The organism is Xanthomonas sp. NCPPB 1062, from assembly GCF_041481705.2.
Taxonomy (GTDB): domain Bacteria; phylum Pseudomonadota; class Gammaproteobacteria; order Xanthomonadales; family Xanthomonadaceae; genus Xanthomonas; species Xanthomonas euvesicatoria.
Genome location: NZ_CM192987.1, coordinates 3,816,656 through 3,842,715, shown reverse-complemented (window position 1 = coordinate 3,842,715; position 26,060 = coordinate 3,816,656). Strand labels below are relative to the sequence as shown.

The 26,060-nt window shown below is 65.5% G+C and carries 17 protein-coding genes; 7 read left to right on the top strand and 10 right to left on the bottom strand.

The annotated features are described in order from the left end of the window. Nucleotides 1–101 precede the first annotated feature (101 nt). On the top strand, nucleotides 102–1,418 hold the full coding sequence (gene waaA / locus ACCQ16_RS16510) for a lipid IV(A) 3-deoxy-D-manno-octulosonic acid transferase (RefSeq protein ID WP_277572495.1): 1,317 nt from the start codon (nucleotides 102–104) through the stop codon (nucleotides 1,416–1,418). Between the two features lie 273 nt (nucleotides 1,419–1,691). Here waaA and ACCQ16_RS16505 read toward each other — a convergent pair whose 3' ends face one another. The 3 genes from ACCQ16_RS16505 to ACCQ16_RS16495 all read right to left on the bottom strand — a co-directional run bounded on the left by ACCQ16_RS16505 (nucleotide 1,692) and on the right by ACCQ16_RS16495 (nucleotide 4,533). Beyond that, nucleotides 1,692–3,074, bottom strand: a complete 1,383-nt coding sequence (locus ACCQ16_RS16505) for a TolC family outer membrane protein (protein WP_008573685.1) — start codon at nucleotides 3,072–3,074, stop codon at nucleotides 1,692–1,694. Between the two features lie 20 nt (nucleotides 3,075–3,094). Further along, complete coding sequence (locus ACCQ16_RS16500) at nucleotides 3,095–3,751, bottom strand: protein-L-isoaspartate O-methyltransferase family protein (RefSeq protein WP_011348526.1); 657 nt, start codon at nucleotides 3,749–3,751, stop codon at nucleotides 3,095–3,097. A gap of 128 nt (nucleotides 3,752–3,879) precedes the next feature. Continuing rightward, the gene (locus ACCQ16_RS16495) at nucleotides 3,880–4,533 is read right to left on the bottom strand and encodes a TetR/AcrR family transcriptional regulator (protein WP_003483364.1); all 654 of its coding nucleotides are present in this window, start codon (nucleotides 4,531–4,533) and stop codon (nucleotides 3,880–3,882) included. 217 nt (nucleotides 4,534–4,750) lie between these two features. Here ACCQ16_RS16495 and ACCQ16_RS16490 point away from each other — a divergent pair, with 217 nt between their 5' ends. Continuing rightward, complete coding sequence (locus ACCQ16_RS16490) at nucleotides 4,751–7,753, top strand: two-component regulator propeller domain-containing protein (RefSeq protein WP_277572496.1); 3,003 nt, start codon at nucleotides 4,751–4,753, stop codon at nucleotides 7,751–7,753. Between the two features lie 243 nt (nucleotides 7,754–7,996). Here ACCQ16_RS16490 and ACCQ16_RS16485 read toward each other — a convergent pair whose 3' ends face one another. Next, nucleotides 7,997–8,881 carry a LysR family transcriptional regulator gene (locus ACCQ16_RS16485; RefSeq protein ID WP_127165982.1) on the bottom strand — a complete coding sequence of 295 codons (885 nt, stop codon included), beginning with the start codon at nucleotides 8,879–8,881 and terminating at the stop codon, nucleotides 7,997–7,999. Nucleotides 8,882–9,001: 120 nt separating this feature from the next. Here ACCQ16_RS16485 and leuC point away from each other — a divergent pair, with 120 nt between their 5' ends. The 3 genes from leuC to leuB all read left to right on the top strand — a co-directional run bounded on the left by leuC (nucleotide 9,002) and on the right by leuB (nucleotide 12,336). Beyond that, entirely contained in the window at nucleotides 9,002–10,450 is a 1,449-nt protein-coding gene (gene leuC / locus ACCQ16_RS16480; RefSeq protein ID WP_014091005.1) for a 3-isopropylmalate dehydratase large subunit, read from the top strand. Between the two features lie 74 nt (nucleotides 10,451–10,524). After that, the gene (leuD, locus tag ACCQ16_RS16475; protein ID WP_014091004.1) at nucleotides 10,525–11,172 is read left to right on the top strand and encodes a 3-isopropylmalate dehydratase small subunit; all 648 of its coding nucleotides are present in this window, start codon (nucleotides 10,525–10,527) and stop codon (nucleotides 11,170–11,172) included. 90 nt (nucleotides 11,173–11,262) lie between these two features. Next, nucleotides 11,263–12,336, top strand: a complete 1,074-nt coding sequence (gene leuB, locus ACCQ16_RS16470) for a 3-isopropylmalate dehydrogenase (RefSeq protein WP_277572497.1) — start codon at nucleotides 11,263–11,265, stop codon at nucleotides 12,334–12,336. 346 nt (nucleotides 12,337–12,682) lie between these two features. Here the strand turns inward: leuB and ACCQ16_RS16465 are convergent, their stop codons facing one another. The 5 genes from ACCQ16_RS16465 to ilvC form a co-directional block, all read right to left on the bottom strand. Beyond that, nucleotides 12,683–14,245 (bottom strand): 2-isopropylmalate synthase, encoded by a 1,563-nt coding sequence (locus ACCQ16_RS16465; RefSeq protein WP_011348521.1) that lies wholly within the window; start codon nucleotides 14,243–14,245, stop codon nucleotides 12,683–12,685. After that, nucleotides 14,242–15,312: a threonine dehydratase gene (locus ACCQ16_RS16460; RefSeq protein WP_008573702.1), complete on the bottom strand. Its 1,071-nt coding sequence runs from the start codon at nucleotides 15,310–15,312 to the stop codon at nucleotides 14,242–14,244. Before ACCQ16_RS16460 ends, ACCQ16_RS16465 begins: the two co-directional genes overlap by 4 nt. Nucleotides 15,313–15,435: 123 nt before the next feature. Continuing rightward, a complete protein-coding gene (locus ACCQ16_RS16455) occupies nucleotides 15,436–15,693 on the bottom strand; it encodes an ACT domain-containing protein (RefSeq protein ID WP_003483347.1) in 258 nt (85 codons plus the stop codon). Then, entirely contained in the window at nucleotides 15,677–17,398 is a 1,722-nt protein-coding gene (gene ilvG / locus ACCQ16_RS16450; RefSeq protein WP_008573703.1) for an acetolactate synthase 2 catalytic subunit, read from the bottom strand. Before ilvG ends, ACCQ16_RS16455 begins: the two co-directional genes overlap by 17 nt. A 43-nt stretch (nucleotides 17,399–17,441) precedes the next feature. Continuing rightward, nucleotides 17,442–18,443, bottom strand: coding sequence for a ketol-acid reductoisomerase (gene ilvC, locus ACCQ16_RS16445; RefSeq protein WP_008573705.1), 1,002 nt, complete (start codon nucleotides 18,441–18,443; stop codon nucleotides 17,442–17,444). Nucleotides 18,444–19,094: 651 nt separating this feature from the next. On the opposite strand from ilvC, the gene ggt reads away from it, so the two are divergent. Further along, nucleotides 19,095–20,804: a gamma-glutamyltransferase gene (ggt, locus tag ACCQ16_RS16440; RefSeq protein WP_277572498.1), complete on the top strand. Its 1,710-nt coding sequence runs from the start codon at nucleotides 19,095–19,097 to the stop codon at nucleotides 20,802–20,804. A 60-nt stretch (nucleotides 20,805–20,864) separates the two neighbouring features. Beyond that, entirely contained in the window at nucleotides 20,865–22,721 is a 1,857-nt protein-coding gene (locus tag ACCQ16_RS16435; RefSeq protein WP_170922851.1) for a methyl-accepting chemotaxis protein, read from the top strand. Between the two features lie 263 nt (nucleotides 22,722–22,984). Here the strand turns inward: ACCQ16_RS16435 and ACCQ16_RS16430 are convergent, their stop codons facing one another. Then, nucleotides 22,985–25,756 carry a TonB-dependent receptor gene (locus tag ACCQ16_RS16430; protein ID WP_008573711.1) on the bottom strand — a complete coding sequence of 924 codons (2,772 nt, stop codon included), beginning with the start codon at nucleotides 25,754–25,756 and terminating at the stop codon, nucleotides 22,985–22,987. Nucleotides 25,757–26,060: the final 304 nt, after the last annotated feature.

Genomic DNA, 26,060 nt, shown 5'->3' with positions numbered 1-26,060 from the left:
CGCTTCGCACTCACCTCAACGTACATAACACGCTCCAAGGGATTGCGCCCAGCAGGCAGCGTGCACATGCGCACGCACGGACGCTCCCGTATCCTGCACGGATGCGGAAAGATCCGATCGAATGGCTGTTGCGCGGGCTGTACTCGGCGCTGCTCTACCTGTTGTTGCCGGTCACGGTGTACCACCTGGTGTGGCGCGGTTTCCGCGTGCGCGAATACTTCAATCGCTGGAACGAGCGCTATGCGTCCTACACGCACGCCTGCGGGCGCCCACGGGTGTGGGTGCATGCGGTGTCGGTGGGCGAGGTCAACGCGTCCGCGCCGCTGGTCAATGCGCTACGAGCGCAGCGCCCGGATATCCGTTGGGTCATCACCACCATTACCCCCACCGGCTCCGAGCGCGTGCGCGCGCTGTGGGGCGATGCGGTGGACCATGTGTATCTGCCCTACGACGTGCCGGGCAGCGTGGGGCGGTTTCTCGAACACTTCCGCCCGCGTCTGGCCTTGATCCTGGAAACCGAGCTGTGGCCGAACATGTTGTTCGGCTGCCGCGATCGCCAGATTCCGGTGTACATCCTCAACGCACGGTTGTCGGCGCGCTCGTTGCGCGGCTATCGGTTGCTGGCGCCGTTGATCAGTCGCGCGCTGCGCACCGTCACCTGCGTGGCGGCGCAGTCGCAGGACGATGCCGAGCGGTTCGTCACCCTGGGCGCGCGCCCGGATCAGGTGATCGCGCTGGGCAATCTCAAGTTCGATATCGCAGCGCCTACGCAATTGCAGGCGTTGGTCGCGCAGTTTCGCATGCACGTGCCGGCCACGCGCCCGGTGTGGATCGCCGCCAGTACGCACGAAGGCGAAGAGGCCGCCGTTGCCGATATCCACACACGGTTACTGCTGCTATTTCCGGATTTGCTGCTGTTGTGGGCACCGCGCCATCCCGAGCGCTTTCCCAAGGTCGAGACGTTGGCACGCGAGCGCGGCTGGCGCGTTGCCACGCGCAAGGCGCAGCAATGGCCGCAGGCGGGCGACAAGGTATTCGTCATCGACACCCTGGGCGAGCTGATGAGCTTCTATGCGTGCGCGCAGGTGGCTTTCGTCGGTGGCAGCCTGCAGCCGATCGGCGGGCATAACCTGCTTGAGCCGGCCGCCGTCGGAACGCCGGCAATCACTGGCCCGCATCTGCATAACTTCTCTGAGATTTCGCGGCGCATGCGCCAAGCCGATGCGGTTGCCATCTGCGAGGATGCCGAGTGCGTCTACCAGGCGTTGGCGCGCCTGCTCGCCGACCCCGCACAACGCGAGGCGATGACCGCTGCAGGCCTGGCGCTGGTCGCCAACGGCAAGGGCGCGGTGGCCCGCACCTTGGTGCAGATCGCTGCCGATCTGCCGCCGCTGGCGAGCGCGGGCGTTGTGGCATGAGGTTTGTCGCTCGCTGCGTGGCTGCGTGGCTGCGTGCATGGGCGTGCCGCACTCCGCCGAGCCTGGCGCCGGAGTGCAGCCCTCGTTGCGCTCAACGGTGAGAACTTGCGCCGGGCAGTGAGACGCGTGGTGGGATCACTTGCACCGGATGCTGCACGCCTGCGTGGCCGGGTTAGCGCACTTGCAGCCGCCGTCACGACAGGCGCGCATGCGGTTGCATCGCGCACAAAAAAAGCGGGCCTTGGCCCGCTTTTTTTGTGCATCCAGCTCGCCTTACTGCAGCGACCCACTGCCCTGCAGCTTGGATTCGGCGTCCTGCGATAGCAGGCGGTTGACGTCCTGCAGATCGGTGATGTCGAGTTTGCCGATGGCCTGGCCCAGCAGCAGGCGGTTCTGCAGGAAGTTGTAACGCGACTGTGCGTAGTTCAGTTGCGCCTGGAACAGCGTGCGCTGGTTTTGCACCACGTCCAGCACGGTGCGCGTGCCCACTTCCAGACCCACCTGCGAGGCGTCGTAGGCAGCTTGCGCCGACACCACGGCCAGGCGGCGGGCTTCCACTTCGCTGATACCGGCAACAACGGTCTGGTAGGCATTGCGGGTGTTGCGATCCAGCGCGCGCTTCTGCTGCTCGTAGGTGTCCTGCTGGATATCGCGTTGCGACAGTGCCTGACGCACGGCCGACTGGGTCGCGCCGCCGGCAAAGATCGGAATCGTCAGCGTGATGCCGACGGAATCGGTGTCGATGTCGCGGCCTGCGGTGGTGAAGTTGCCCGCCGCCTCATCCACCGTTCCCTGACCACCCCAGCTATTGCTGCGGCCGACATTGGCACCCAGGCTCAGCGTGGGCAGATGGCCGGCACGGGCGGCACTGACCTGCGCCTCGGCAGCACTGACCTGCAACTGCTGCGCCCTCAGCGCCGGATTGTCGGCGATCGCGGTGGCAACCAATTGATCCACGTTGCTGTAGGCGGCCGGTACTTCGGGGCGGAACTCATCTGGCAATGCGCGCAAGCCGACCACAGGCTGGCCGGTGAGCTCGGTCAGTGCCTGGTAGTAGTCCTTGAGCGTATTGCGCGCGTTGATGGTGTCTGCCCGTGCCTGGTCGTACTGGGCGCGGGCCTCGTGCACGTCGGTGATCGGTGCAAGACCCACTTCCAGACGCTTGTCGGCGTAGTCGAACTGCTTCTTTGCGGCCGCCTCGTTGGTCTCGGCTGCCGCCAGCGACTCGATCCCCACCAGCACCTGGAAATATGCCGCCGAGGTGCGGGTGATCAGGTCGTTATTGGCCGATGCCAGGGTGAAATCCGCAGCCTTGGCCACTTCGCGTTGCGCACGCAGGTTGGAAAACTGCGCCCAATTGAAGATGGTCTGGCTGCCTTGAATCGCGTACTGGCGCTGCTTGGTCGTGGAGCGGCCATCGACGCCCTCCAGCTCACGATGCGACTGGGTGTAGCTGGCGCTACCGTCCAGCTGCGGCAACAACGCCGCACGCGCCTGCACCTGACCCTCCCGATTGACCAGGCGCGTGGACTCGGCCACGGCCAGCTGCGGATCGCCGTTGCGGGCCATTTCGTAGACCTGCAGCAGGTCGGTGGCGTGCGCAGCCATCGGAGACAGGGCGGCGGCCAGGGCCAGGACGAGGGATCGGCGGATCATCGGGGGAGCTTCCTTGGGAATCAGAATTGGAATCGGGGCGTCGGTGCGGCGCCCTGGAGATAGGCGAGGTCGGTTTCGAACAACGATTCGATGCGCGGGGCGTTGACCTCGCCACGGACCAGGACCGCTTCCATCACCGGGTCGTGACCGCGCACGACGAACAACCGGCCGTTCGGGCGCAACCACTGCAGCCACTGGACGGGCAGCGTGTGGACCGCGCCGGTCACGCAGATGGCGTCGAAGCGACGCTCGCTCTGCCAGCCGAAGACATCGGCGGTTTCGATACGGACGTTGCTGCCCAGGCCGGTGCGGTCCAGATTGGCGCGCGCAGCCGCGGCCAGCGCCGGGTCGATCTCCAGGCTGAGGACTTCGCGTGCCAGTGCGGCCAGGCAGGCGGTGGCAAAGCCACTGCCGGTGCCGATTTCCAGTACGTCCTCGCCCGGTTGCAGGTCCAGTGCCTGCAACATGCGGCCTTCGACCACCGGCTTCATCATCTTGTGACCGGCCGACAGCGGAATTTCCACGTCGACATAGGCCAGCGTCTTGTAGGCCTCCGGCACGAAGGCTTCGCGCGGCATGCGCGCCAGCACGTCGAGTACGCGCAGGTCCAGCACGTCCCACGGCCGGATCTGCTGCTCGACCATCTTTTCGCGGGCCTGGGTGAAATCGATCGTCATGGTGCGGGTATCCAACGCGGTGGGGCGAACATTTTACCGGTGCGCGAGGCACCTGGCGCATCTAGCATCGCCGCGCGCTGCCATCCGGCGCAGTGCCGGAAGTCATCGCCACCAAAGGCCGGGGGCGCTCAGCGCGGCGCATAGGCCCTCAAAAAGAAGTCCACGCTGGTGTCGATGTGCTCATTGACCTGGGCGCGGGTGGGCTGGCCGTGCAGGCCGCACATCATCAAGGCGTAGAGCTCGCCCTTGAGCAGGCAGAAGAATTGCGAGGCAGCGCGCGCCACGTCCGGGATCTCCAGCTGGCCGTCGGCCACCCGCGCAGACAGGAAATCCGCCAGCGCCCGCTGCGTGCGCTTGGGGCCTGCATCCCAGAACATCTCGCGGATATGCACGTCGCCGGTCCCGGGCGCCATCATCATGCGGTGGGTGGAGATGGCCGATTCGGTGCTGACCATGGCGAAGAACGCATGGGCAATCTCGGTGAGCTGGTCGCGCAATGCGCCCTTGGGGGCGTGATCGAACAGGTCGTCCGGCATCATGTGCTGGCACTGGGCGCGGATCGCCTCGGAAAACAGGCTCTCCTTGTCGCCGAAGTGGCTGTACACGGTCAGTTTGGAGACGCCGGCCTGCGCGGCGATCCCATCCATGCTGACCCCTGCATAGCCCTGCTCCATGAACATGGTGCGGGCGGCACCCAGGATGGCGGCACGCTTTCCAAGATCCTTGGGACGACCAGGGCCATTGCTCTTGGTCTTGGAATTGAGGGGGGACGAGCTGGACATGCCGTCAATACTAGACCATCGGGTTCTATATTTATACTCGGCGCCCGACCGCTACGTTAACGGTTCCGCCTGCCCGGTTCCCGGTGTCGTGCCGCTCCCGGCAGCTGTCAGGGATCCACCGAAGGCAGCACAAAAACCCCGGTGATAAATTGGCCGTAGGCCTGCCGGTGCATACGGGCAGGTATCTCCAGCGAGCACGGACGAGGGGACGGGGAGCGTGGGAAGGGGCGGTACGCAGGCGCACATAAGCTGCGTTCGCAGCACGTGCGTGCGGCGGATCGGGCTGGCGTGGCTGTGGCTGCTGTTGTGTTGCGCACTGCTCAACGCCTGGCCCGCGGCCGCGCAGGTGCTCAAGCACGCCGCGTACCACACCGTCACGCGCTGGAACATGGACGACGGCCTGCCGCACAACCTGGTGCACGCGGTGGCCCAGGGCGAAGACGGGCTGATCTGGCTGGGTACCTGGGAAGGCGTGGCGCGCTTCAATGGGCGCGATTTCACCGTGTACGACCGCCAGAACACTCCCGGCGTCGAGCTGGGCGGGGTATTTGTGGTGGTTCGCGACAGCACCGGCGGCATGCTGTTCGGCACTGCGTTCGACGGCGTCTACCACTATCAGGACGGTCATTGGCAGCAACTGGGCGATGCGTCGGCGCGGCATCTTGCGGTCAGCGCCCTGCTGCGGCGTGCCGATGGCGCGCTGTGGGTGGGCACGCCGCAGACGCTGTACCGCATCGAGGGCGACGGGCGGGTGGTCGACGTCGGCCGCCAGACCGGCTTGCCGCGTGCGCGCGTCACGGCATTGTCTGCGGACGAACGCGGCGACCTGTGGGTTGGTACCGAGGTCGGGCTGTATCGGCTGCCGCACGATGGCGTCCAGGCGGTGGCCTGGGGAAGGGGGCACGGGATGCGCGATGCGCCGGTGCGGCGGCTGGCCAGCGACCGTCAGGGCGGCCTGTTGGTCGCCGGCGACGATGGCGTGTGGTGGTGGAGCCGTGGCGGTGGCCTGCAGCGTTTCCGCCAGGGCCAACGCGTGGATTCGGTGTTGCTGGACCGCCGCGGGCACCTGTGGATGAGCCTGTCTTCGGGCACGCTGGTGGTGCACAGCGGGCCGAACGACCCGGACGAGCAGATCGCCATTTCCGGCGTCGCCAGCCCGGCGCTGCTGGAAGACGCCGAAGGCCTGATCTGGGTCGGCAGCACCCACGGGCTGTTCCGCATCGCCGAGGGCGCCGCGCACGGCGTCACCCACGACGAGGGTCTGAGTTCGGACTACGTGCGCTGCGTGCTGCAGACCGGCGAGGGCACGGTGTGGGTGGGCAATGCCGTCGGCCTGGATCGTTGGCGCGAGGGCACCATCAGCCGCGTGTCGCTGTCGCCCAGCGAAGGAGGGCGCGTGCTCGAGCAATCGGTGCTGGCGCTGGCCGATGCTGGCGATGGCGGCGTGTGGGCCGGTACCTATAGCCAGGGCGTGGTGCGTCTGGACGCGCAAGGCCACGTGCTGGTGCGCATCAGCGCGGCCGATGGCCTGCCCTCGATGTCGGTGCGTGCGGTGTTGCCGGACGGCGACGATCTGTGGATCGGCACCACCGCCGGGCTGGTGCGCTGGCGCAACGGCAAGGCACGCCGCTACACCGCAGCCGACGGCGTACCGGATGGCTCGGTGCAGGTGTTGTACCGCGATGCGCAGGGCATCGTCTGGATCGGCACCGATCGCGGCGTGACCGCGCTGTCGCCGGACGGCAGTACCCGCGCCTGGCTGGGCGAGCAGGATTTCCCCGGGCAGAACGCCTTCGATTTCCTGCGCGATGCCGCTGGCGATGTGTGGATTGCCAGCGATCGCGGCCTGCTGCGGTTGCGCGGCGACAGCTTCCGCGTCTACGACCACCGGGTCGGACTACCGCGCGACAAGGTGTTTCGCGTGATCGACGACGGCCGTGGCTATTTCTGGCTGTCGAGCAACCACGGGGTGTTCCGCATCGCACGCGATAACTTCGACCAGCTCGATGCGGGCACGCGCGAGCAATTGAGCGTGGAAGTGGTCGACCGCAGCGACGGCATGCCCAGCAACCAGGGCAACGGCAGCAGCGCGCCCGCTGGCTGGCTGACCCAGTCCGGGCAGTTGCTGTTCCCCACCGCCGCAGGCCTGGGCGTGATCGATCCGGCCCGCGTGGGCACCTTGCAAGGCCATCGGGTGCCGATCGTCTTCGAGCGCCTGCTGGTCGATGGCATGGTGCAGCCGCTCAGTGGCCCGCACCGGTTCGGCGCCGAGACCCGGCGTATCGCGATCGTGTATGCCGGGCTGAATTTCCGCGGCCCGGACAAGGTGCGGTATCGCTACCGGTTGGAGGGCTTCGACCCGGAGTGGGTGGATGCCGACAATGCCAGCGAAGCGGTCTACACCAATTTGCCGCCGGGCCGTTTCCGCTTCCGCGTGCAAGCGATGTCGCTGCCGGTGGATTGGCGGCAGAACGACCTGCTGGGCGAAGCCAGCCTGGTCATCGAACTGGCGCCGCCGTGGTGGCGCCGCGGCGAAGTGGTCGGCCTGGGCATCCTCGGCCTGGCCAGCGTGATCTACGGGTTGTATCTGTGGCGTACCGCCAGCTATCGCCTGCGTCAGCGCCAGCTCAATACCGTCATCGACCGGCGCACGCGCGAACTGAGCGACAAGAACCTGGCGCTGCAGCAGGCCAGCCAGGAGCGCGAAGCGTTGATGCGCCAGCTGGAATACCGCGCCAGCCACGACGTGCTGACGGCGCTGCCGAACCGGCGCGAAGCCGAGCGTGTACTGCAGCAATGGTTCGATGAGGCGCACGCTGGTGGCGCGGCGTTGGCGCTGGCGTTGATGGATATCGATCACTTCAAGCGTATCAACGACGACTACGGCCATGAGGTGGGCGATGCGGTGCTGTCGGCCATCGGCGAGGTGTTGGGCGAGCAGGAGCAGGCGCATTGCTTTGCCGCGCGTCATGGTGGCGAAGAATTCCTGCTGGCGGCCACCGGGCTGGATGCGGTACAGGCGCGCGCGCTGTTCGAGCGCATGCGACAGCGACTGGCCGTCATCGAAGTGGATGCGCAAGGCATGACCGTGCGTTGTACCGCCAGCATGGGCATGGCGATGAGCGATGAGGCGCCCAGCCGGCGCGAATTGCTGGCGTTGGCCGACCATCGCCTGTACGAAGCCAAGCGGCAGGGGCGGGATCGTTTGATCGGGCCGTAAGACGTTGCTGAGGCCTATGAACTGCTGCATGCGGGCCCGATGCAAGACAGGTGTTGTTACATTGCACGGGCGGTGTGTGGCGAAGAAGTAGCGCAGCGTTGCCGGCCGGGCCGCGGCATCGCCGAGTCAGCAAGCCGCGTGCGCAGGACGCATCGCACCTCTCGTGCGCTCGTGCCGAGATCAAACTGCTGACGTTATCTTTCGCCAACACGTGCAGCACGCTGCAGACATCTCGCCGGCAGCCTACGCCTGCGCCAGATCCGCCTGCGCATGCAACAGCGCAACAAATGCCCGCGCCGCACGCGACAAGGTGCGCCCGCCATGGGTGACGCATCCCAGCTCGCGGGCTAACGCGACATCGGCCAGCGGCAGCGCCACGATCTGGTGGTCGATCATGCGCTCGGGCAGCACGCTCCAGGCCAGGCCCACCGACACCAGCATCTTGATCGTTTCCAGGTAATTGGTGGTCATGCGCAAACTCGGCACCAGGCCGCGCTCGGCGAACAGGTTGGCAACGATGCGATGGGTGAATGTGCCCGGATCGGGCAACACCGCCGGGTGCGCCACCACATCGTCCAGCGACACTGCAGGCAGTGCCGCCAACGGGTGATCGGGCGCAACGACGAACTGCAGGCGGTCGTGCCAGATCGGCTGCGCGCGCAGCGGAGCGCGCGTGTCCGGTGCCAGGGTGGTCACTGCCAGCTCCACCTCGCCGCGCAGCACCGCGGCGTACGCCAGCTCCGAATCCAGGAACTGGATGTCCAGCGCCGCCTGCGGATGTTGCGTGGCAAAACCGCGCAACAAGGCCGGCAGGCGGTGCAGACCCACATGGTGGCTGGTGGCCAGGCTCAAGCGGCCGCCAACGGCTGCACCCAAATGCTCCAGCACGCGGCGGGTGTCCTGCAGCTCGGCCAGGATGCGTTGCGCGCGCGGCAGCAACGCCTGTCCGGCTTCGGTCAGCACCACCTGCCGGCCCAGGCGATCGAACAGCCGCGCCGACAATTGCGCCTCCAGGAGTGCAATGCGTTTGCTTACCGCAGGCTGGGTCAGGTGCAAGGCCTCGCCGGCTGCCGAAAAGCTGCCGCTCTCGGCGATCGCCACGAATGCATTGAGGCTCGCCAGGTCCATTGCTATTCCTAAAATTCATTTCTTGAATAAACAATATGAATTTGCGTAATCCAAGGCAAGCTCCTAGCATCGATCTCAGCCAGGTGGGCGCACCCACCATCCGCCACTCGGATTGCCGCGATGACTGCCAAGACCCTGTACGACAAGCTGTGGGACCTGCATGAGGTCACACGCCGTGACGATGGTTCGTCGCTGATCTACATCGACCGCCACATCCTGCACGAGGTGACCTCGCCGCAAGCCTTCGAAGGCCTGCGCCTGGCCGGGCGCAAGCCATGGCGCATCGACGCCAATATCGCCACGCCCGATCACAACGTGCCGACCACGCGCGCCGAGCGCCAGGGCGGTCTGGAGTCGATTTCCGACGAGGTCTCGCGCCTGCAGGTGCAGACCCTGGACGAGAACTGCGACGACTTCGGCATCCTCGAGTTCAAGATGAACGATACCCGCCAGGGCATCGTGCACGTGGTCGGACCCGAGCAGGGCGCCACCTTGCCGGGCATGACCGTGGTCTGCGGCGATTCGCACACCTCCACGCACGGCGCATTCGGCGCGCTGGCCCACGGCATCGGCACCTCGGAAGTCGAGCACGTGCTGGCCACGCAGTGCCTGATCGCCAAGAAGATGAAGAACATGCAGGTGCGCGTGGAAGGCACGCTGCCGTTCGGGGTGACCGCCAAGGACATCGTGCTGGCGGTGATCGGCAAGATCGGTACCGCCGGCGGCAACGGGCATGCGCTGGAATTTGCCGGCAGCGCCATCCGCGCGCTGTCGATGGAAGGCCGCATGACCATCTGCAACATGGCCATCGAAGCCGGTGCCCGCGTGGGCATGGTGGCGGTGGACGAGAAGACCATTGCCTACGTCAAAGGGCGGCCGTTCGCCCCCAAGGGCGCCCACTGGGATGCGGCGGTGGCGCTCTGGAGCACGCTGGTCTCCGACCCGGACGCCCACTTCGACACCGTGGTGGAGTTGCGTGCCGAAGACATCAAGCCGCAGGTCAGCTGGGGCACTTCGCCGGAAATGGTGCTGGCCATCGATCAGCACGTGCCCGATCCAGCCGCCGAGCAGGACCCGACCAAGCGCGATTCGATCGAGCGCGCGCTCAAATACATGGGATTGACCGCCAACCAGCCGATCACCGCCATCCGCCTGGATCGCGTATTCATCGGCTCGTGCACCAATTCGCGGATCGAAGATCTGCGCGCGGCCGCCGCAGTGGCCAAGGGCCGCAAGGTCGCTTCCACCATCAAGCAGGCGTTGGTGGTGCCGGGCTCGGGCCTGGTGAAGGCCCAGGCCGAAGCCGAAGGCCTGGACAAGGTGTTTCTGGACGCCGGCTTCGAATGGCGCGAGCCAGGCTGCTCGATGTGTCTGGCCATGAACCCGGACAAGCTGGGCAGCGGCGAGCATTGCGCGTCCACCTCCAACCGCAACTTCGAAGGTCGCCAGGGCGCCGGCGGCCGCACGCATCTGGTCAGCCCGGCGATGGCGGCGGCTGCGGCGGTGAGCGGGCATTTTGTCGATGTGCGTGAACTTGGAGATTCGGGAGTGGGGATTCGGGATTCGTAGAAGCGCTCCGCCCATCCGCAGCCTTTTCGAATCCCCAATCCCCAATCCCCAATCCCAAATCCCGGCCTCTCTCAATGACCCCTTTCACCCAACACACCGGACTGGTGGCGCCGCTGGATCGCGCCAATGTCGATACCGACCAGATCATTCCCAAGCAATTCCTGAAGTCGATCAAGCGCACCGGTTTCGGTCCGAACCTGTTCGACGAGTGGCGCTATCTGGATATTGGCGAGCCTGGTCGCGACAACAGTACGCGCCCGCTCAATCCCGAATTCGTGCTCAATTTCCCGCGCTATCAGGGCGCCAGCGTCTTGCTGGCCCGGGAAAACTTCGGCTGCGGTTCCTCGCGCGAGCATGCGCCGTGGGCGCTGGACGAGTACGGCTTTCGCACCGTAATCGCGCCGAGTTTTGCCGACATCTTCTACAACAACAGTTTCAAGAACGGCCTGCTGCCGATCGTGCTGGCCGAAGCGCAGGTCGATGCGTTGTTCGAACAATGCCTGGCGACCGAGGGCTACCAGCTCACCGTGGATCTGGCCGCACAACGCGTGCGCCGCCCCGATGGCGTGGAGTACGGCTTCGACATCGATGCCTTCCGCAAGCACTGCCTGCTCAACGGGCTGGACGATATCGGCCTCACCTTGCAGGACGCCGATGCCATCGGGCGCTTCGAGCAAGACCATCGCGCGCGCCAGCCGTGGTTGTTTGGCGCGCTGCAGTGAGGTTGAGCCGCACGCGCGTGCGTCGATCATGCCGCGTGCGTGTATTGCATTGAATTCAATGACGCTGCGGCGTCACTTCACGAGGGTGGCATGAGCAAGCAGATTCTGATTCTTCCCGGCGACGGGATCGGCCCGGAGATCATGGCCGAAGCGGTCAAGGTGTTGAAACGCATCGACGCGCAACACGGTCTGGGTTTCGAGCTGGCGTATGACGAGCTGGGCGGCGCTGCGTACGACAAATACGGCAGCCCGTTGGCCGATGAAACACTGGAGCGCGCGCGCGCCGCCGATGCGGTGTTGCTGGGCGCGGTGGGTGGCCCGCAGTGGGACACCATCGACCCGTCGCTGCGCCCGGAGCGCGGTTTGCTCAAGATCCGCTCGCAGCTGGGCTTGTTCGCCAACCTGCGGCCGGCATTGCTGTATCCGCAGCTGGCCGATGCGTCCACGCTCAAGCCCGAGGTCGTGGCCGGGCTGGATCTGCTGATCCTGCGCGAGCTCACCGGCGGCATCTATTTCGGCCAGCCGCGCGGTACGCGCACCTTGGACAACGGCGAACGCCAGGCGTACGACACCTTGCCGTATAGCGAGAGCGAGATTCGTCGCATCGCCAAGGCAGGTTTTGAGATGGCGCGCCTGCGCGGGAAGAAGTTGTGTTCGGTCGATAAGGCCAACGTGCTGGCATCGAGCCAGCTATGGCGTGCAGTGGTCGAGGAAGTGGCCAAGGACTACCCGGATATCGCGCTGTCGCATATGTACGTGGACAACGCGGCGATGCAATTGGTGCGCGCGCCCAAGCAGTTCGATGTGATCGTGACCGACAACATGTTCGGCGACATTCTCTCCGACCAGGCATCCATGCTCACCGGTTCCATCGGCATGCTGCCGTCGGCCTCGCTGGATGCCAACAGCAAAGGCATGTACGAGCCGTGCCATGGTTCGGCGCCGGACATCGCCGGCAAGGGCATTGCCAATCCGCTGGCCACGATCCTGTCGGTGGCGATGATGTTGCGCTACACCTTCGCGCAGGCCGATGCCGCAGACGCCATCGAGCGCGCCGTGGGCAAGGTCCTCGATCAAGGCCTGCGCACCGCCGACATCTGGTCGGAAGGCACCACGAAGGTGGGCACCGTGGCAATGGGCGATGCGGTGGTGGCTGCGCTGTAAAAGCGCTCGCAGTCCCGAAGCGTTGTAGTGCGCGGGAATGGTCGCCAGCGCAATAACGCATCCGTGTCCTCAGCTGCCGACAGCAATCGCTGGTGCTTGAGCGCGTACCGCTATGGGACCTTGAGCGGCATGGATGCCGCGGCAGAGCCTACATGGACGTACTTGCGGCGTGTCCCAGGCCGGTATGCGTGCAAGTGCCTGTAGCAGGCCGGAGCTTTGCCACGTCGGCAAGCGCGCCAGCAGCCAACCGACACACTTGTAAAAATGTTCGCACGCAAAAAACCGAAACGGCCAGCAGATCACTCTGCTGGCCGTGAGGCTTGCATCATCGATCCAATGCGCAGCGTTACGCCACCGCAGCCGTCTTGCCGGCGACCACGCCACGTTCGCGCTGACGCAACAAGCGGTTGGCCACATCCAGCCACGCCAGCGCGCTGGCTTCGATGATGTCCTTGCTGGTGCCGGTGCCTTCGTATTCCACGCCGTCGTGGCGCACGCTCAGGCTGGCTTCGCCGCGCGCATCCGCGCCGATGCCCACGCTGTGCACCTGGTAGCTGTCCAGCTCCAGCTTCACGCCAGTGGCCGAGGCCAATGCACCGAAGAGCGCATCCACCGGGCCATTGCCCTGTGCGGTTTCTGCCACGCGATTGCCTTCCGGGTCGGACAACTCCACCAATGCATTCGCGCGGCTGCCCACATCGCTGATGGTCATCGACGCCAGGCGGTAGCCTTCCTGCACGGTAGCGTCCTGCATCAATGCCTGCAGATCGGCATCGGTGACCACGCGCTGCTTCTCGCACAGCGCCTTGAACTGTTCGAACACCAGCTTGACCTCTTCCTCCTCCAGCAGATAACCCAGCGCACGCAGGCGCTGCTCGACCGCGGCGCGGCCGCTGTGGCGGCCCAGCACCATTTGCGAGGATTCCCAGCCCACATCTTCCGGGCGCATGATTTCGTAGGTGCCACGATGGCGCAGCATGCCGTGCTGATGAATGCCCGATTCGTGCGCGAATGCGTTGCCGCCCACAACCGCCTTGTTGCGCTGCACCGGCATGCCGACCAGGCGTTGCAACAATTGCGAGGTGGAGACGATACGCGGCGTATTGATTGCCGAATCGATGTTGTAGAACGCACCGCGCACCTTCAGCGCCATGGTGATTTCTTCCAGCGCGCAATTACCCGCGCGCTCGCCGATGCCATTGATGGTGCATTCCACCTGGCGCGCACCGCCTTCGATGGCCGCCAGCGAGTTGGCCACCGCCAGGCCCAGATCGTTGTGGCAATGCGCGCTGAAGATGACCTTGTCGGCACCTTCCACGCTGGCGATCAGACGCGAGAACATGCCGCGGATTTCTTCCGGCGTGGTGAAGCCGACCGTGTCGGGCAAATTGATCGTGGTGGCGCCGGCGGCGATCGCCACGCGGGTGACCTCTGCCAGGAAATCTTCTTCGGTGCGAGTTGCATCCTCGGCAGAAAATTCCACATCGTCGATATAGCCGCGCGCCAGCGTTACGTGCCTATGCACCGATTCCAGCACCTGCTCGCGGCTCATGCGCAGTTTGTGCTCGCGATGCAGCGGGCTGGTGGACAGGAACACATGCAGGCGCGGGTTTGCGGCTGTTTCCAGCGCCTTGGCCGAGGTTTCGATGTCGGCCTGCAGGCAGCGCGACAACACCGCCAGGGTGGGGCGACGCAGTTCGCGGCCCATCATCGCCACCGCTTCCCGGTCCGAATGCGAACTGGCGGGAAAACCGGTTTCGATGATGTCCACGCCGAGTTCGTCCAGCGCGCGCGCCATGACCAGCTTCTGCTGGGGCGTCATGCTGCAGCCGGGGGATTGCTCGCCGTCGCGCAGGGTGGTGTCGAAAATTCGGATACGCGGGGTCTGGTTGGATACGGTCGTGTTCACCAGGAAGACTCCTCTACGGCGATGGCGGTGACAGGCGTTGAAGCGACTGCGGATGGGCGGGAATGAACGTGTGTGGCGGGTGGCGGATTGGCGCTGCGTTCGTTGCGCAGCCGCTCGGTATTGCGACGGCGCGGCTTGCGTGGCGGACGCGGCCGCACCTCGGACAAGAGTGTGGCCAGCACGGTTGCGTCGATATTACCGCCAGAGACCACCGCACATTTGCGTTTGCCGGAAACCCGGCGACCGGCGGCCAGGGCGAGGGCGCCGGCGCCCTCGGCAATGACGTGTTCTTCCAGTGCCAGGCGCACCAATGTCTCGCGCAATTCGGCCTCGCGCACGATCACCACGTCATCGAGCAGGCTCGAGCACAGGCGGCGCGTGAGCAGGCCTGGAATCTTGACCTTCACGCCATCGGCGAGCGTCGGCACCGGGGTGATCTCGCGCAGATCGCCACGGACGGCGCGCGCCATCGAATCCACACCTTCCACCTGCGCCCCGACCACGCGCACGCCTTGCGACTTCAATGCCAGCGCCACGCCGGAGGCCAGGCCGCCGCCGCCGATCGGCACGATCACCACGTCCGGCGCATGCGCCGCCAGCTCGATGCCCACCGTGCCCTGGCCGGCGATCACGTCCGGGTCGTCGAAGGCAGACAGGAAGCGATAGCCGTTCTGGTCGGCCAGCTCGCGCGCAAACGCGAACGCTTCGTCGTAGCTGTTGCCATGCTGGCGCACGGTGGCGCCCCAATGCGCGACACCGGCAATCTTGGTCTGCGGCGCGCCGTAGGGCATCACCGTGATGGCCTGCACGCCCAGCCGGTACGCCGACCACGCCACACCTTGCGCGTGGTTGCCGGCCGAGGCGCAGATCACCGGGCGCTCGTCGCCGCGTTCCAGCCCGGCCAGCAACGCATTCAATGCGCCGCGCACCTTGTAGGAGCCGGTACGCTGCAAATTCTCCAGCTTCAACCACACACCGAAGCGTTCGGCGTAGTGCAGCGGCGTGGGCGACAGGTACTTGCGCAGGCGCGCCTGTGCGGCCAGCACGTCGGCCACGCTGACGGCCACGTCGCCTACCTCTGGCTCCTGTGCGGAAGGGCGGCCGGAATCAGGCATTGCGGCACGCGCGCGGCCGATCCGGAAGAAGACACCTCCGGACGGCAGTCTGATGGTCGCGCGAGGTCTGCATGCTCATGCCGCAGCCTCGACCGATTCCAGTGCGGTGATCACCACCGATTCGCAGTCGTAGACCTTCTCCAGCTGCAGGCGCAGCGTTTCCGGCGGACGGTTGCTGTCCACATCCAGCAGCAGATGCCAGCGCCCGGCATCGTCCGGCGCTGCTGCGCCCTGGATCGCACATGGGCGGAAGCCACGGCGTTCGGTCATGCCGATCACCCGCACCAACGCGCCTTCTGCCGGCTTCAGCACCAGATCAAGCCGGTAACGCATGCGATGTCTCCTTGGCCGCATGTGCGGGATTGCTGTCCAGCATGGTGCTGTTGGCGTTGTTGGGCGGCACCAGCGGCCACACATTGGCACGCGCGTCGATCGCGACATGCAGCAGGCCTGGACCGGGCTGGGCCAGCAGCTCGGCCAGTGCCGCATCCACGTCGCCGCGGGCGATGATGCGCTTGGCCGGAATGCCGAACACTTGCGCCAGCGCCGCAAAATCCGGGTTGTCGGACAGGTCGATTTCGCTGTAACGCTCGGCAAAGAACAGTTCCTGCCACTGCCGCACCATGCCCAGCGAGCTGTTGTCCAGCAGCACGATCTTCACCGGCAGCTTGCAGCGTGCGATCGTCACCAGCTCCTGCACGTTCATCATGAAACTGCCGTCGCCGGAGACCAGCACCACGGTGCGGTCAGGGCAGGCGAACTGTGCGCCCATCGCGGCCGGCAGGCCGAAGCCCATGGTGCCGAGGGCGCCGCTGGTGAGGTGATTACGCGGATCGTTGAAGCGGCAATGCTGCGCCACCCACATCTGATGCTGACCCACATCGCAGGCGATGATGGTGTCGGCCGGAGCCACTTCGCTCAGGCGCTTCAGCAGCGCCGGTGCGTAGATATCGGTGCCGGGCGCGTCGTAACGCGCGCCGAACTTTTCGCGGTTGGCAAAACAACGCGTGCGCCAGGCCTGGCAGTTGCCGCGCGCCGCACTCAAGGCCTTCAAGCTGACTGCCACGTCGCCGGGCACCGCGATATCGGCAGTGCGCAGCTTGGAGATTTCATACGCGTCGGCATCCAGATGGATGACGCGCGCAAACGGAGCGAACTCGCTCAGCTTGCCGGTGGCACGGTCGTCGAAACGCGCACCGACCACCACCAGCAGATCGCATTCCTGGATGGCCATATTGGCCGCACGGGTCCCGTGCATGCCCAGCATGCCAAGGTAGTCCGGATGCGCATGCGGCAATGCACCCAGGCCGCGCAAGGTCAGCGCGGTCGGGATGCCGGTGGCTTCGACGAAACGGCGGAACGCCTCCACCGCGCCGGCCAGCGCGATTCCGCCCCCGCCGTACACCACCGGGCGCTCGGCACTGGCGATCGCCGCCAGTGCTTCGGCCAGCTTTGCGTCCGCCGGCGCCGGCGGCGGCTGCACCGCTGCCGGAACATGCAGGGGCAGATGCGAGGCGTCGGCCACCTGCACGTCCTTGGGCAGGTCGATCAGCACCGGCCCGGGACGTCCTTCGCGCGCAATGCGGAATGCCTCGCGCACCATCTCCGGAAGCTCCTCCACACGCCGCACCAGAAAGCTGTGCTTGACGATCGGCATGGTCATGCCGAACACGTCCAGCTCCTGGAAGGCGTCGGTGCCCAGCAGCGGCGTGGCGACCTGGCCGGTCAGGCAGATCATCGGCACCGAGTCCAGCATCGCGTCGGCGATGCCGGTGACCAGGTTGGACGCGCCCGGGCCTGAGGTGGCCACGCACACGCCGACCCGGCCGCTGGCACGGGCATAGCCGTTGGCAGCCAGTGCAGCGCCCTGTTCGTGACGGACCAGGATGTGCTTGAGCCTGGAATCCACCAGGGCGTCGTAGAACGGCATGATGGTGCCGCCCGGATAGCCGAACAGCGTTTCCACGCCTTCGGCTTCCAGGGCCTGCGTCAGCCAGCGCGCGCCATTGCGGGGCGTGCTGTGTGCGGAGGTGTTCATGCGTTGCGGACCTTCGGTTTAAGCGGTGGGGGAGGCGGCGGCGTTATGCCGCCTGTTGATTCGCAGGTGCGGCAGCGGCTTGCTGTTGCCCGTTGAGCCACACCATCTTGGCGCGCAGCTTCTTGCCCACTTCCTCGATCGGGTGTTCCAGATCGGCCTGCTTGAACTTGTTGTAGTTCGGCAGGCCGGCGTCGTATTCGGCCACCCAGTTCTTGGTGAAGGTGCCGTTCTGGATGTCGGTCAGCACGTCCTTCATGCGCGCCTTGGTGCCGGCATCGATCACGCGCGGGCCGCTGACATAATCGCCGTATTGTGCGGTTTCGGACACGAATTCCAGCATGCGGGTGATGCCGCCTTCGTAGAACAGGTCCACGATCAACTTCAATTCGTGCAGCACTTCGTAGTATGCGATTTCGGGCTGATACCCGGCCTCGACCAGCACTTCGAAACCGGCCTGCACCAGTGAGGAGGCGCCGCCGCACAGCACGGCCTGCTCGCCGAACAGATCGGTTTCGGTTTCTTCCTTGAACGTGGTCTTGATGATGTTGGCGCGCGCGCCACCCAGGCCGCCGGCATAGGTCAGCGCGAACTGCTCGGCCTTGCCGCTGGTGTCCTGGTACACCGCATAGATGCACGGCACGCCGCGGCCGATTTCATATTCGCGACGCACCAATGCGCCCGGGCCCTTGGGCGCGACCAGCACCACGTCCAGATCGGCGCGCGGTTTGATCATGTCGAAGTGCACGTTCAGGCCATGCGCGAACAGCAGGCAGGCGCCCTGCTTCATGTTCGGGGCGATGACCTCTTCGTAGAGCTTCTTCTGCACCATGTCCGGGGTCAGGATGGCGACCAGGTCCGCGCTCTTGACCGCTTCGGACGGCGCCACGACGGTGAAGCCATCGGCCTGCGCCTTGGCTTCGGTCGGGCCGCCGGCACGCAGGCCGACGGTGACGTCGAAGCCGGAATCGCGCAGGTTCAGCGCATGTGCGCGGCCCTGGCTGCCGTAGCCGATGATCGCGATTTTCGGTTGGGTGTCGTTGCTCATGGAATGTCCTTGCGGGGTTGGCAGTGGAGATGGGCAGTGGATAAATGGATCAGCCGGCAGTGCGTGCACTGGCCGGCTGAGCAAGGCGGGGACGCGCGATGACAGTGCGCAGGCAACCACAGGCACTCATGCGCGGCTGGGCGCATGGCGATGTTGCGGATGTGGCAGTGATGTCGTTCATGTCATTCGAAACTTTTGGTGATCCCTGAAACGCGAAACCCCGCGCCGTTGCCGGTGCGGGGTCTGATCGAAGCCTTGTGTGTCTGTTGCCTACACGAAGTCTCGTCCCGCACCGGTTGGCGAGGTAATAAGTACGAGCACGAGAAGCGACGCAGCCAACGCGCCGGAGGGCGCGGACAGTGGGGCGTTCGAGGTGGTGAAGTGGTGCGGCATGGGCCTGAGATAACCACCGCGGCAACCAGGGTGTCAACCCTTGCGCTTGAAACATCCGCATCGATGGGCCGAGTCGCGTGCAAAGCCCCGTCGCAGCTGCATGGTTACTGCTGAAACCTGATCGGGACGGCACGACAAGCGCCGACGGGGATCACCATCTGCGCGGCATTGAGCGCGCTGCCAAGTGTCGATCGGACGGCAGGACGCGGCCCGCTGGTATGGTTGGCACCTCATTCTCAGTGTCAGGGGCCCTCGGTGATGCGTCGCGTACCTGTGTTGTTGGTGTCTGCTCTGGCGTTGCTCGCGCCGCCCCTCGGCGCTGCCGACCGCGTCACCGGGCAGCCGTTTGCCACCCGCTCGGAAGTCATTGCGCCGAATGCCATGGCCGCGACCTCGCAACCGCTGGCCACCCAGATCGCGCTGGACGTGATGAAGGATGGCGGCTCGGCGGTGGATGCAGCGATCGCGGCCAATGCCGCGCTGGGCCTGATGGAGCCCACCGGCAATGGCGTGGGAGGGGATCTATTTGCGATCGTTTGGGACCCCAAGACCCACAAGCTCTACGGCTACAATGGCTCCGGCCGCTCGCCCAAATCGCTGACCCTGGCCGAATTCCAGCGCCGTGGCTTGAAGGACATTCCGCCGACCGGCCCGTTGCCGGTGTCGGTGCCGGGTGCGGTGGACGGCTGGTTCGCGCTGCACGCGCGCTTCGGGCGCAAGCCGATGGCACAGAACCTGGCGCCGGCGATCCGCTACGCGCGCGAAGGCCATCCGGTCGCCGAGACCATCGCCTATTACTGGGACCGTTCGGTGCCGCGCCTGTCGCAATACCCCGGGTTCAAGGAGCAGTTCACCATCGACGGCCACGCCCCGCGCAAGGGCGAGCTGTGGAAGAACCCGAACCTGGCCAACACGCTGCAGCAGATCGCCGACGGCGGCCGTGACGCGTTCTACAAGGGCGACATCGCCCGCACCATCGGTGCCTACTTCAAGGCCAACGGCGGCTACCTCAGCTATGAGGACCTGGCCAGCCATACGGGCGAGTGGGTCGAACCGGTGTCCACCAATTATCGCGGCGTTGATGTGTGGGAACTGCCGCCCAACAGCCAGGGCATCGCCGCGTTGCAGATGCTCAATATCCTGGAGGGTTACGATTTCTCCAAGATTCCGTTCGGCTCGGCCGAGCACGTGCACTTGTTCACCGAGGCCAAGAAGCTGGCCTTCGCCGACCGCGCGCGCTTCTACGCCGACCCGGCGTTTCAGCCGGCACCGCTGGCCAGGCTGATCTCCAAGGACTACGCCAACCAGCGGCGCGCGCTGATTTCGATGGACAAGGCGCTCAAGGAAGTACAGCCGGGGACACCCAGGCAACTGGAAGAGGGCGACACCATCTATATGACCGTGGCCGATGCCGACGGCATGATGGTCTCGCTGATCCAGTCCAACTACCGCGGCATGGGCAGCGGCATGGCGCCGCCGGGGCTGGGTTTCATCCTGCAGGACCGCGGCGAGATGTTCGTGCTGAAGAAGGATCATCCCAACGGCTACGCGCCGGGCAAGCGGCCGTTCCAGACCATCATCCCGGCCTTCGTCACCAAGGACGGCAAGCCCTGGCTGAGCTTCGGCGTGATGGGCGGGGCGATGCAGCCGCAGGGGCACGTGCAGATCGTGATGAACCTGGTGGACTTCCACATGAACCTGCAGGAAGCCGGCGACGCGCCGCGTATCCAGCACGAGGGCTCCACCGAACCGACCGGGCAGGCCACCGCGATGCGCGATGGCGGCGAGGTGAATCTGGAAACCGGCTTCTCCTACGACACCATCCGCGCGCTGATGCGCAAAGGCCACCGGGTGATCTTTGCCGACGGTCCGTACGGCGGGTATCAGGCCATCGCCCGCGATGCGGCCAGCGGCGTGTACTACGGTGCGTCGGAGAGCCGCAAGGACGGCCAGGCGGCCGGATACTGAGCGCGCGACACGGTTGAGGTTGCCGCTCAACTCCGGCCGCCGCACGCCGCTAATCACGGGATGGAGCAGGAGCCCCTCATGAATTCGATGCAACAGCCCGACCCGCCGTCGCAGACCCAGACGGCCGTGCTCCCGGATGCGCCCGTGGCCTTGCTGCGGTTGTCCGCCGAGGCGTGTGTGGTGGCCTGCAACCGCGTCGGCCTGGATGTGCTGGGCAAAACGGCGCTCGAGCTGCAGGGCGCGCCGGCCTCGGTGGTGTGGGGCTTGAGCGCGGCCGATCTGGTTGGCGAAGACGGCGTCTGGGCTGCCCCGGGCGACGACCCGGCGCGGCGCGTGCGCTATGTGCGCGACCGCGCGCATGGCGGCTGGATGCTGTCGCTGCCGCATGTGGAAACGGCGATCCTGCTGCGCGAGGCCACGCGTCTGGCCGACGGCAGCCGGCCGGTGCCGATCTCGCCCCTGCTGCAGCCGCTGGTTGCACGCCTGCAGGCCGAGCACGAAGACCGCACGGTGCTCGAGCGCACTGCCCAGGCGCTGGCCGGCTGCGAACTCGAACTCCTGTTGCCGCCGGGACTGGCGGAAACCGAGATGGGCCGGCGCCTGCAAGCCGGGTTCGGCAATCTGGCCGAGGCCATCCGCCAGGCAGTGGCCTTGTCGGTGCAGATCGCTGCCGAAGTGCCGCCGCTGGTGGCCGAGAACGATGAAATGGTGCGCCAGTCGCAGGCGCAGAACGAGGCGTTGGACGGTGCGCGCACCGCGGTGGAGCGGCTGTCGTCCAGCCTGCAGGACGTCAATGCCGAGCTGGCGCAGGTGATTGCGCTGGCCGCCAGCGCCGACGACAGTGCGCGGCAAGGTGTGGCTGCCGCGCATGCGCTGGGCCAAGCAATGCACGAAGTGGAGCGCCGAGCGTCACGTGCGGGCGAAGTCATCGAAGTCATCGATTCGGTGGCGTTCCAGACCAATATCCTGTCGATCAATGCCAGCATCGAAGCCGCGCATGCCGGCGATGCCGGGCGCGGGTTTGCGGTGGTGGCCACCGAGATCCGGCGGCTGGCCGAACGCGCCGCAGCGGCGGCACGCGACGTACGCGCGATCCTGGCCGAAACCAGCGCCGCCGTAGGGGAGGGCGCAGCCTCTGCACGTGGCACAGAAGCGGTGCTCGATGGCATCACCCGTGTGCTCGGGCAGGCCAGCAGCGCGATGACCACCGTGGCCGGGCGCATCCAGGCGCAGGACGGGGAAATTCGCGGGATCGAGCGTGCGGTAGATGGCGTGGTGGCGTTGGGCCGCAGCAATCTGCAGCATGCCGCGCACGTGGCCGAACGCAGCGAAGCGCTGGAGCGCGGCACCGAAACCCTGCGCGATTGCGTGGGCTTGTTCCGGTTGCCGCCGGACCCGCTGCAGGTGCCCAGGCACGCGCGGGTCAAGGAGCTGGCCGTTGCCACGGCCGGCAAGATCGGCAGTGCGCTGGCGCAAGCCATTGCGCGCGGGCAGATCGAGCAAGCCGCATTGTTCGCGCGCACCTATACGCCGATCGCCGGCGTGGAGCCGCCCAAGTTCAGTACCGACTTCGATGCGCTCTGCGACCAGCTACTGCCCGCTTTGCAGGAGCCGCTGCTGGACGCGCACCCGTGGATCGTCTTCGCCATCTGCGCCAACCCCGATGGGTATGTGCCCACGCACAACCTGCGCTTCACCCAACCGTTGACCGGCGATGCCAAGCGCGATCTGGTCGGCAACCGCACCAAGCGCAAGTTCACCGACCGCGTTGGGCGCAGCGTGGGCGCGCATACCGATCCTTACCGTCTGCAGGTCTATCGCCGCGATACCGGCCAGATCATGTTCGACCTGTCCACGCCGATCTTCGTCGGCGGCAAGCACTGGGGCGGCTTGCGGGTGGGCTATACGCTGGAGTGATGGCGTCGCCCGGCCGGGGTTTGGCTGCTGCGCCTCCACCCGGACAACAAAAAAAAGCCGCCGAAGATCGGCGGCAGGGAGAGAGAGCAGGTTTCTTGTTGTAGTGGCTGCAGGCTAGCGGTGCGATGTGCCCTGGAAATGTCTGTGCATGTCGCCATCGCCGTGCCGTGTGCCAAGCGCTTGATTGCGTGTTAGCCGTGCCACACAGACAACGACCTCCCGAAGGAGGTCGTTGTGACAACACGTGGATCAGGACAGCGTGCTCAGAAGCGCTGCGTGTACTGCAGGTAGCTGTAGCGTCCCGGGATGGCGTAGGCCGGATCGAACGAGTTGGCCGAGGCGCTGAGCGCGACCGGCGGATCGCGGTCGAAGACGTTGTTCAGACCCAACCGCACGGTCGCATTCCATGGAAGCTGGTAAGACACCTGCATGTCGTTGAACGCAGTCGCCGCAACGTGGCGATAGTTTCCGTTGTCGTCCAGTTCCGAATCGTAGTCCTTCATGCCCGAGTAGTACCGCACGGCCCAGTTGGCGGCCAGATTGCCGTAGCTCCAGTCCAGGGTGAGCGTGCCGCGGGTGCGCCAGTTCGGGTTGTTGGTGTGGTAGATGCCGTTGTAGCTTTCCCACGCAGAATTGTCGTCCTGCTTCTGCTCGTTGACGGCCACGTAGGTCGAATCCAGCGTGAGCATGAACTGGCCGATTGCGGTCTGCGGCAGTTTGTAACGCGCGGTGAAATCGTAGCCTTGCATGCGTTGCTCGCCGACATTCACCGGCTGGATCACCAGGCCGGTGATGGTCCCTGTCGCATCGCGGGTCACCAGATCGCAGAACGCCGAGACGTTGAACTGGTAACACTGCGACAGGATCTGATTGGCGCTGAATTCGGTGATGGCGTCGGTGATTTCGATCTTCCACCAGTCCAGCGACACGTCCAGGCCCTGCACCGAAGCCGGGCTGTAGACAAAGCCAAGCGTGGTGTTCTTGGATTTTTCCGGTTGCAGGTTGGCGTTGCTGGTGTAGGTGAACGGATAGATGGTCTGGCCGGAGTTGCCGCTGGCGCTGTTGTATTCGGCAACGTAATTGGCAGGCACGCCGCGGGCTGCGCATGCGGCCGCAATCGCGCTGGTGTAGGAGGTGCTATTGGTCGAGCAGGGATCGGAATAGGTGTCGAAACTGTCCGAGGCGCCCAGATACAGATCTTCGATCGATGGCGCGCGGAAACCGGTGGCGTAATTGCCGCGAATCAGCAGGTCGGCGACCGGCTTCCACTTGAAGCCGAACTTGCTATTGGTGGTGCTGCCGAAGGTGTTGTAGTCCGAATAACGCACTGCTGCGCTCAATTCCAGCAACTGCGCACCGGGCACATCCTTCAGCAGCGGAATCGCCACTTCGGTGTAGTAGTCGTTGAGCGTGTACGAGCCAGAGGTGGGCGTAAACGAATTGCCCGAGGTATAGCCGGCCGAAATCAAGGCATCCGGTGAGGAGAATCCGCTTTCCTCGCGATGTTCGACACCGGCGGCAAAACTCATCCAGCCGGCGGGCAGCTCGAACAGCTCGCCGGTGAGGTTGGCGGTGAAGCTGCTGTTTTTATATTGATATGTGTTGTGCGCAGTGAACAGGATGTAGTCCAGCATTTCCTGGGTCACGCCACCGGCCGGCGACAAGGGGTTGAACGGTACGCAGCCGGCAATGACGGCGCCGCCGCTGTCCAGGCACGCCAGGGTGCCATTGACGATGCCCGATGCACCGAGCGCATTGCCCAGGTTGAGCAGATTGACATCGCCATACTGGGTTTCGGTCTGGTCGGTCTGGTTGTGCGCAAAGCCCACATCCCAACTGAACTGCCTGTCGGCAAACTGGAAGTCGCCTTCCAGCCCGGTGTACACGTGCGAGGTCTTGACGTCCTGCTGATAGGTGCGTGCGAATTCGGTCAAGCGGTGCGACCAACCCACATCGCGCCCGTCGCCGCCGTAGGCAGTGTTGTACGGGTTGTAGTAGCTCTCGCCGCTCAACAGGATGCCGGTGTTGACGGAGGCCAGCGGAAAGCCTGCCAATTGCTGCGACGACTGGCGGCGGTTATACAGTCCATCGAACTTGAAGCGCACGTTGTCGGTGAGTGCGTAGTTGCCCTGCACGTACAACGCGTCGCGCTTCTGTGGCGTGACCAGGTAATTGTCCTTGGCGTAGTTGTAGCCATATTCGGACGTGTTGAAGGCGGTGTACTGGTCCAGGCCATAGCGCGGATACCTGCTGTCGCCGCTCGCGGTGGCGCTGTCGGGCAATACCGTCCAGGCGCCGCTGGTGCCATTTGCACGGAGGCGGCCGCTTGCCGAGTAGCTGCTGTAGGCCGACGAGCCCGCGCCGTACACCGGCTCGGCGGAGATCTCCCGGTCGCCTGCCATCACCGCATCTTCCTTGACGCTGGACAAGCCGATGACCAGATTGCCGCGCTCGCTGGTGGCGCCCACGGTCGCGTCGAAAGAGGTGCGCTGACCGTCGCCCTGGCCGTATTGGCCAACATAGGCGTTGACTTCGGCGCCATCGAAATTGGTACGGGTAATGATGTTGACCACGCCCGCGATGGCATCGGAGCCATAGATCGACGAGGCGCCATCCTTGAGGACTTCCACGCGCTCCACGATGGCCGAGGGGATGGTGTTCAGATCCACCGAACCGGACAGGCCCGAGACCCAGCGCCGGCCATTGACCAGCACCAGCGTGCGTGAGGCGCCCAGGTTGCGCAGGCTCACCGTGGCCGAGCCGTCGCCGCCGTTGTTGACGGTGCTGTTCATCGTCGCGCCATTGGAGGGAATGCGCTTGAGAACGTCGGCAACCGAGGTCAGGCCCTGCTTTTCGATGTCCTGGCGCGTCAGTACCAGTACCGGTTGCGAATTTTCCACATCGACCGAACGGATGCGCGAGCCGGTGACTTCGATCTTGTCCAGGTTGGTCGGACTCTTGTCGGTTTGTTCCTGGGCGATGGCGCTCGTGCTGACGCACAGGCTGATGGCGATCGCGAGCGAGCCCCGACGCATCGTCGGGTGGAGCGTTGTCTTAGTCATATGTACGGCGGTTCCCGGTAGAGGAGGAGCGACAGCGCGATCCCCGTGAATGACACCTGCATGCGTGCGGCGTCTTCGGCACGCCACGCAGGCTTAGCGGGAATTTAACGAGCGGGTTTCGCCGCCGTTTTTCGTCAATCGGCGCCTTGTTGCGTGGCGACGCGCGCAATGCATCGGCGCGCCATGTAATGCCCGGGCGACGCTGGGCGTGTGCTGCAGCGACGTGAGATGACCTGTGCGGACATATGTCGCCGCCGAACGCGACAACCTTGCGACG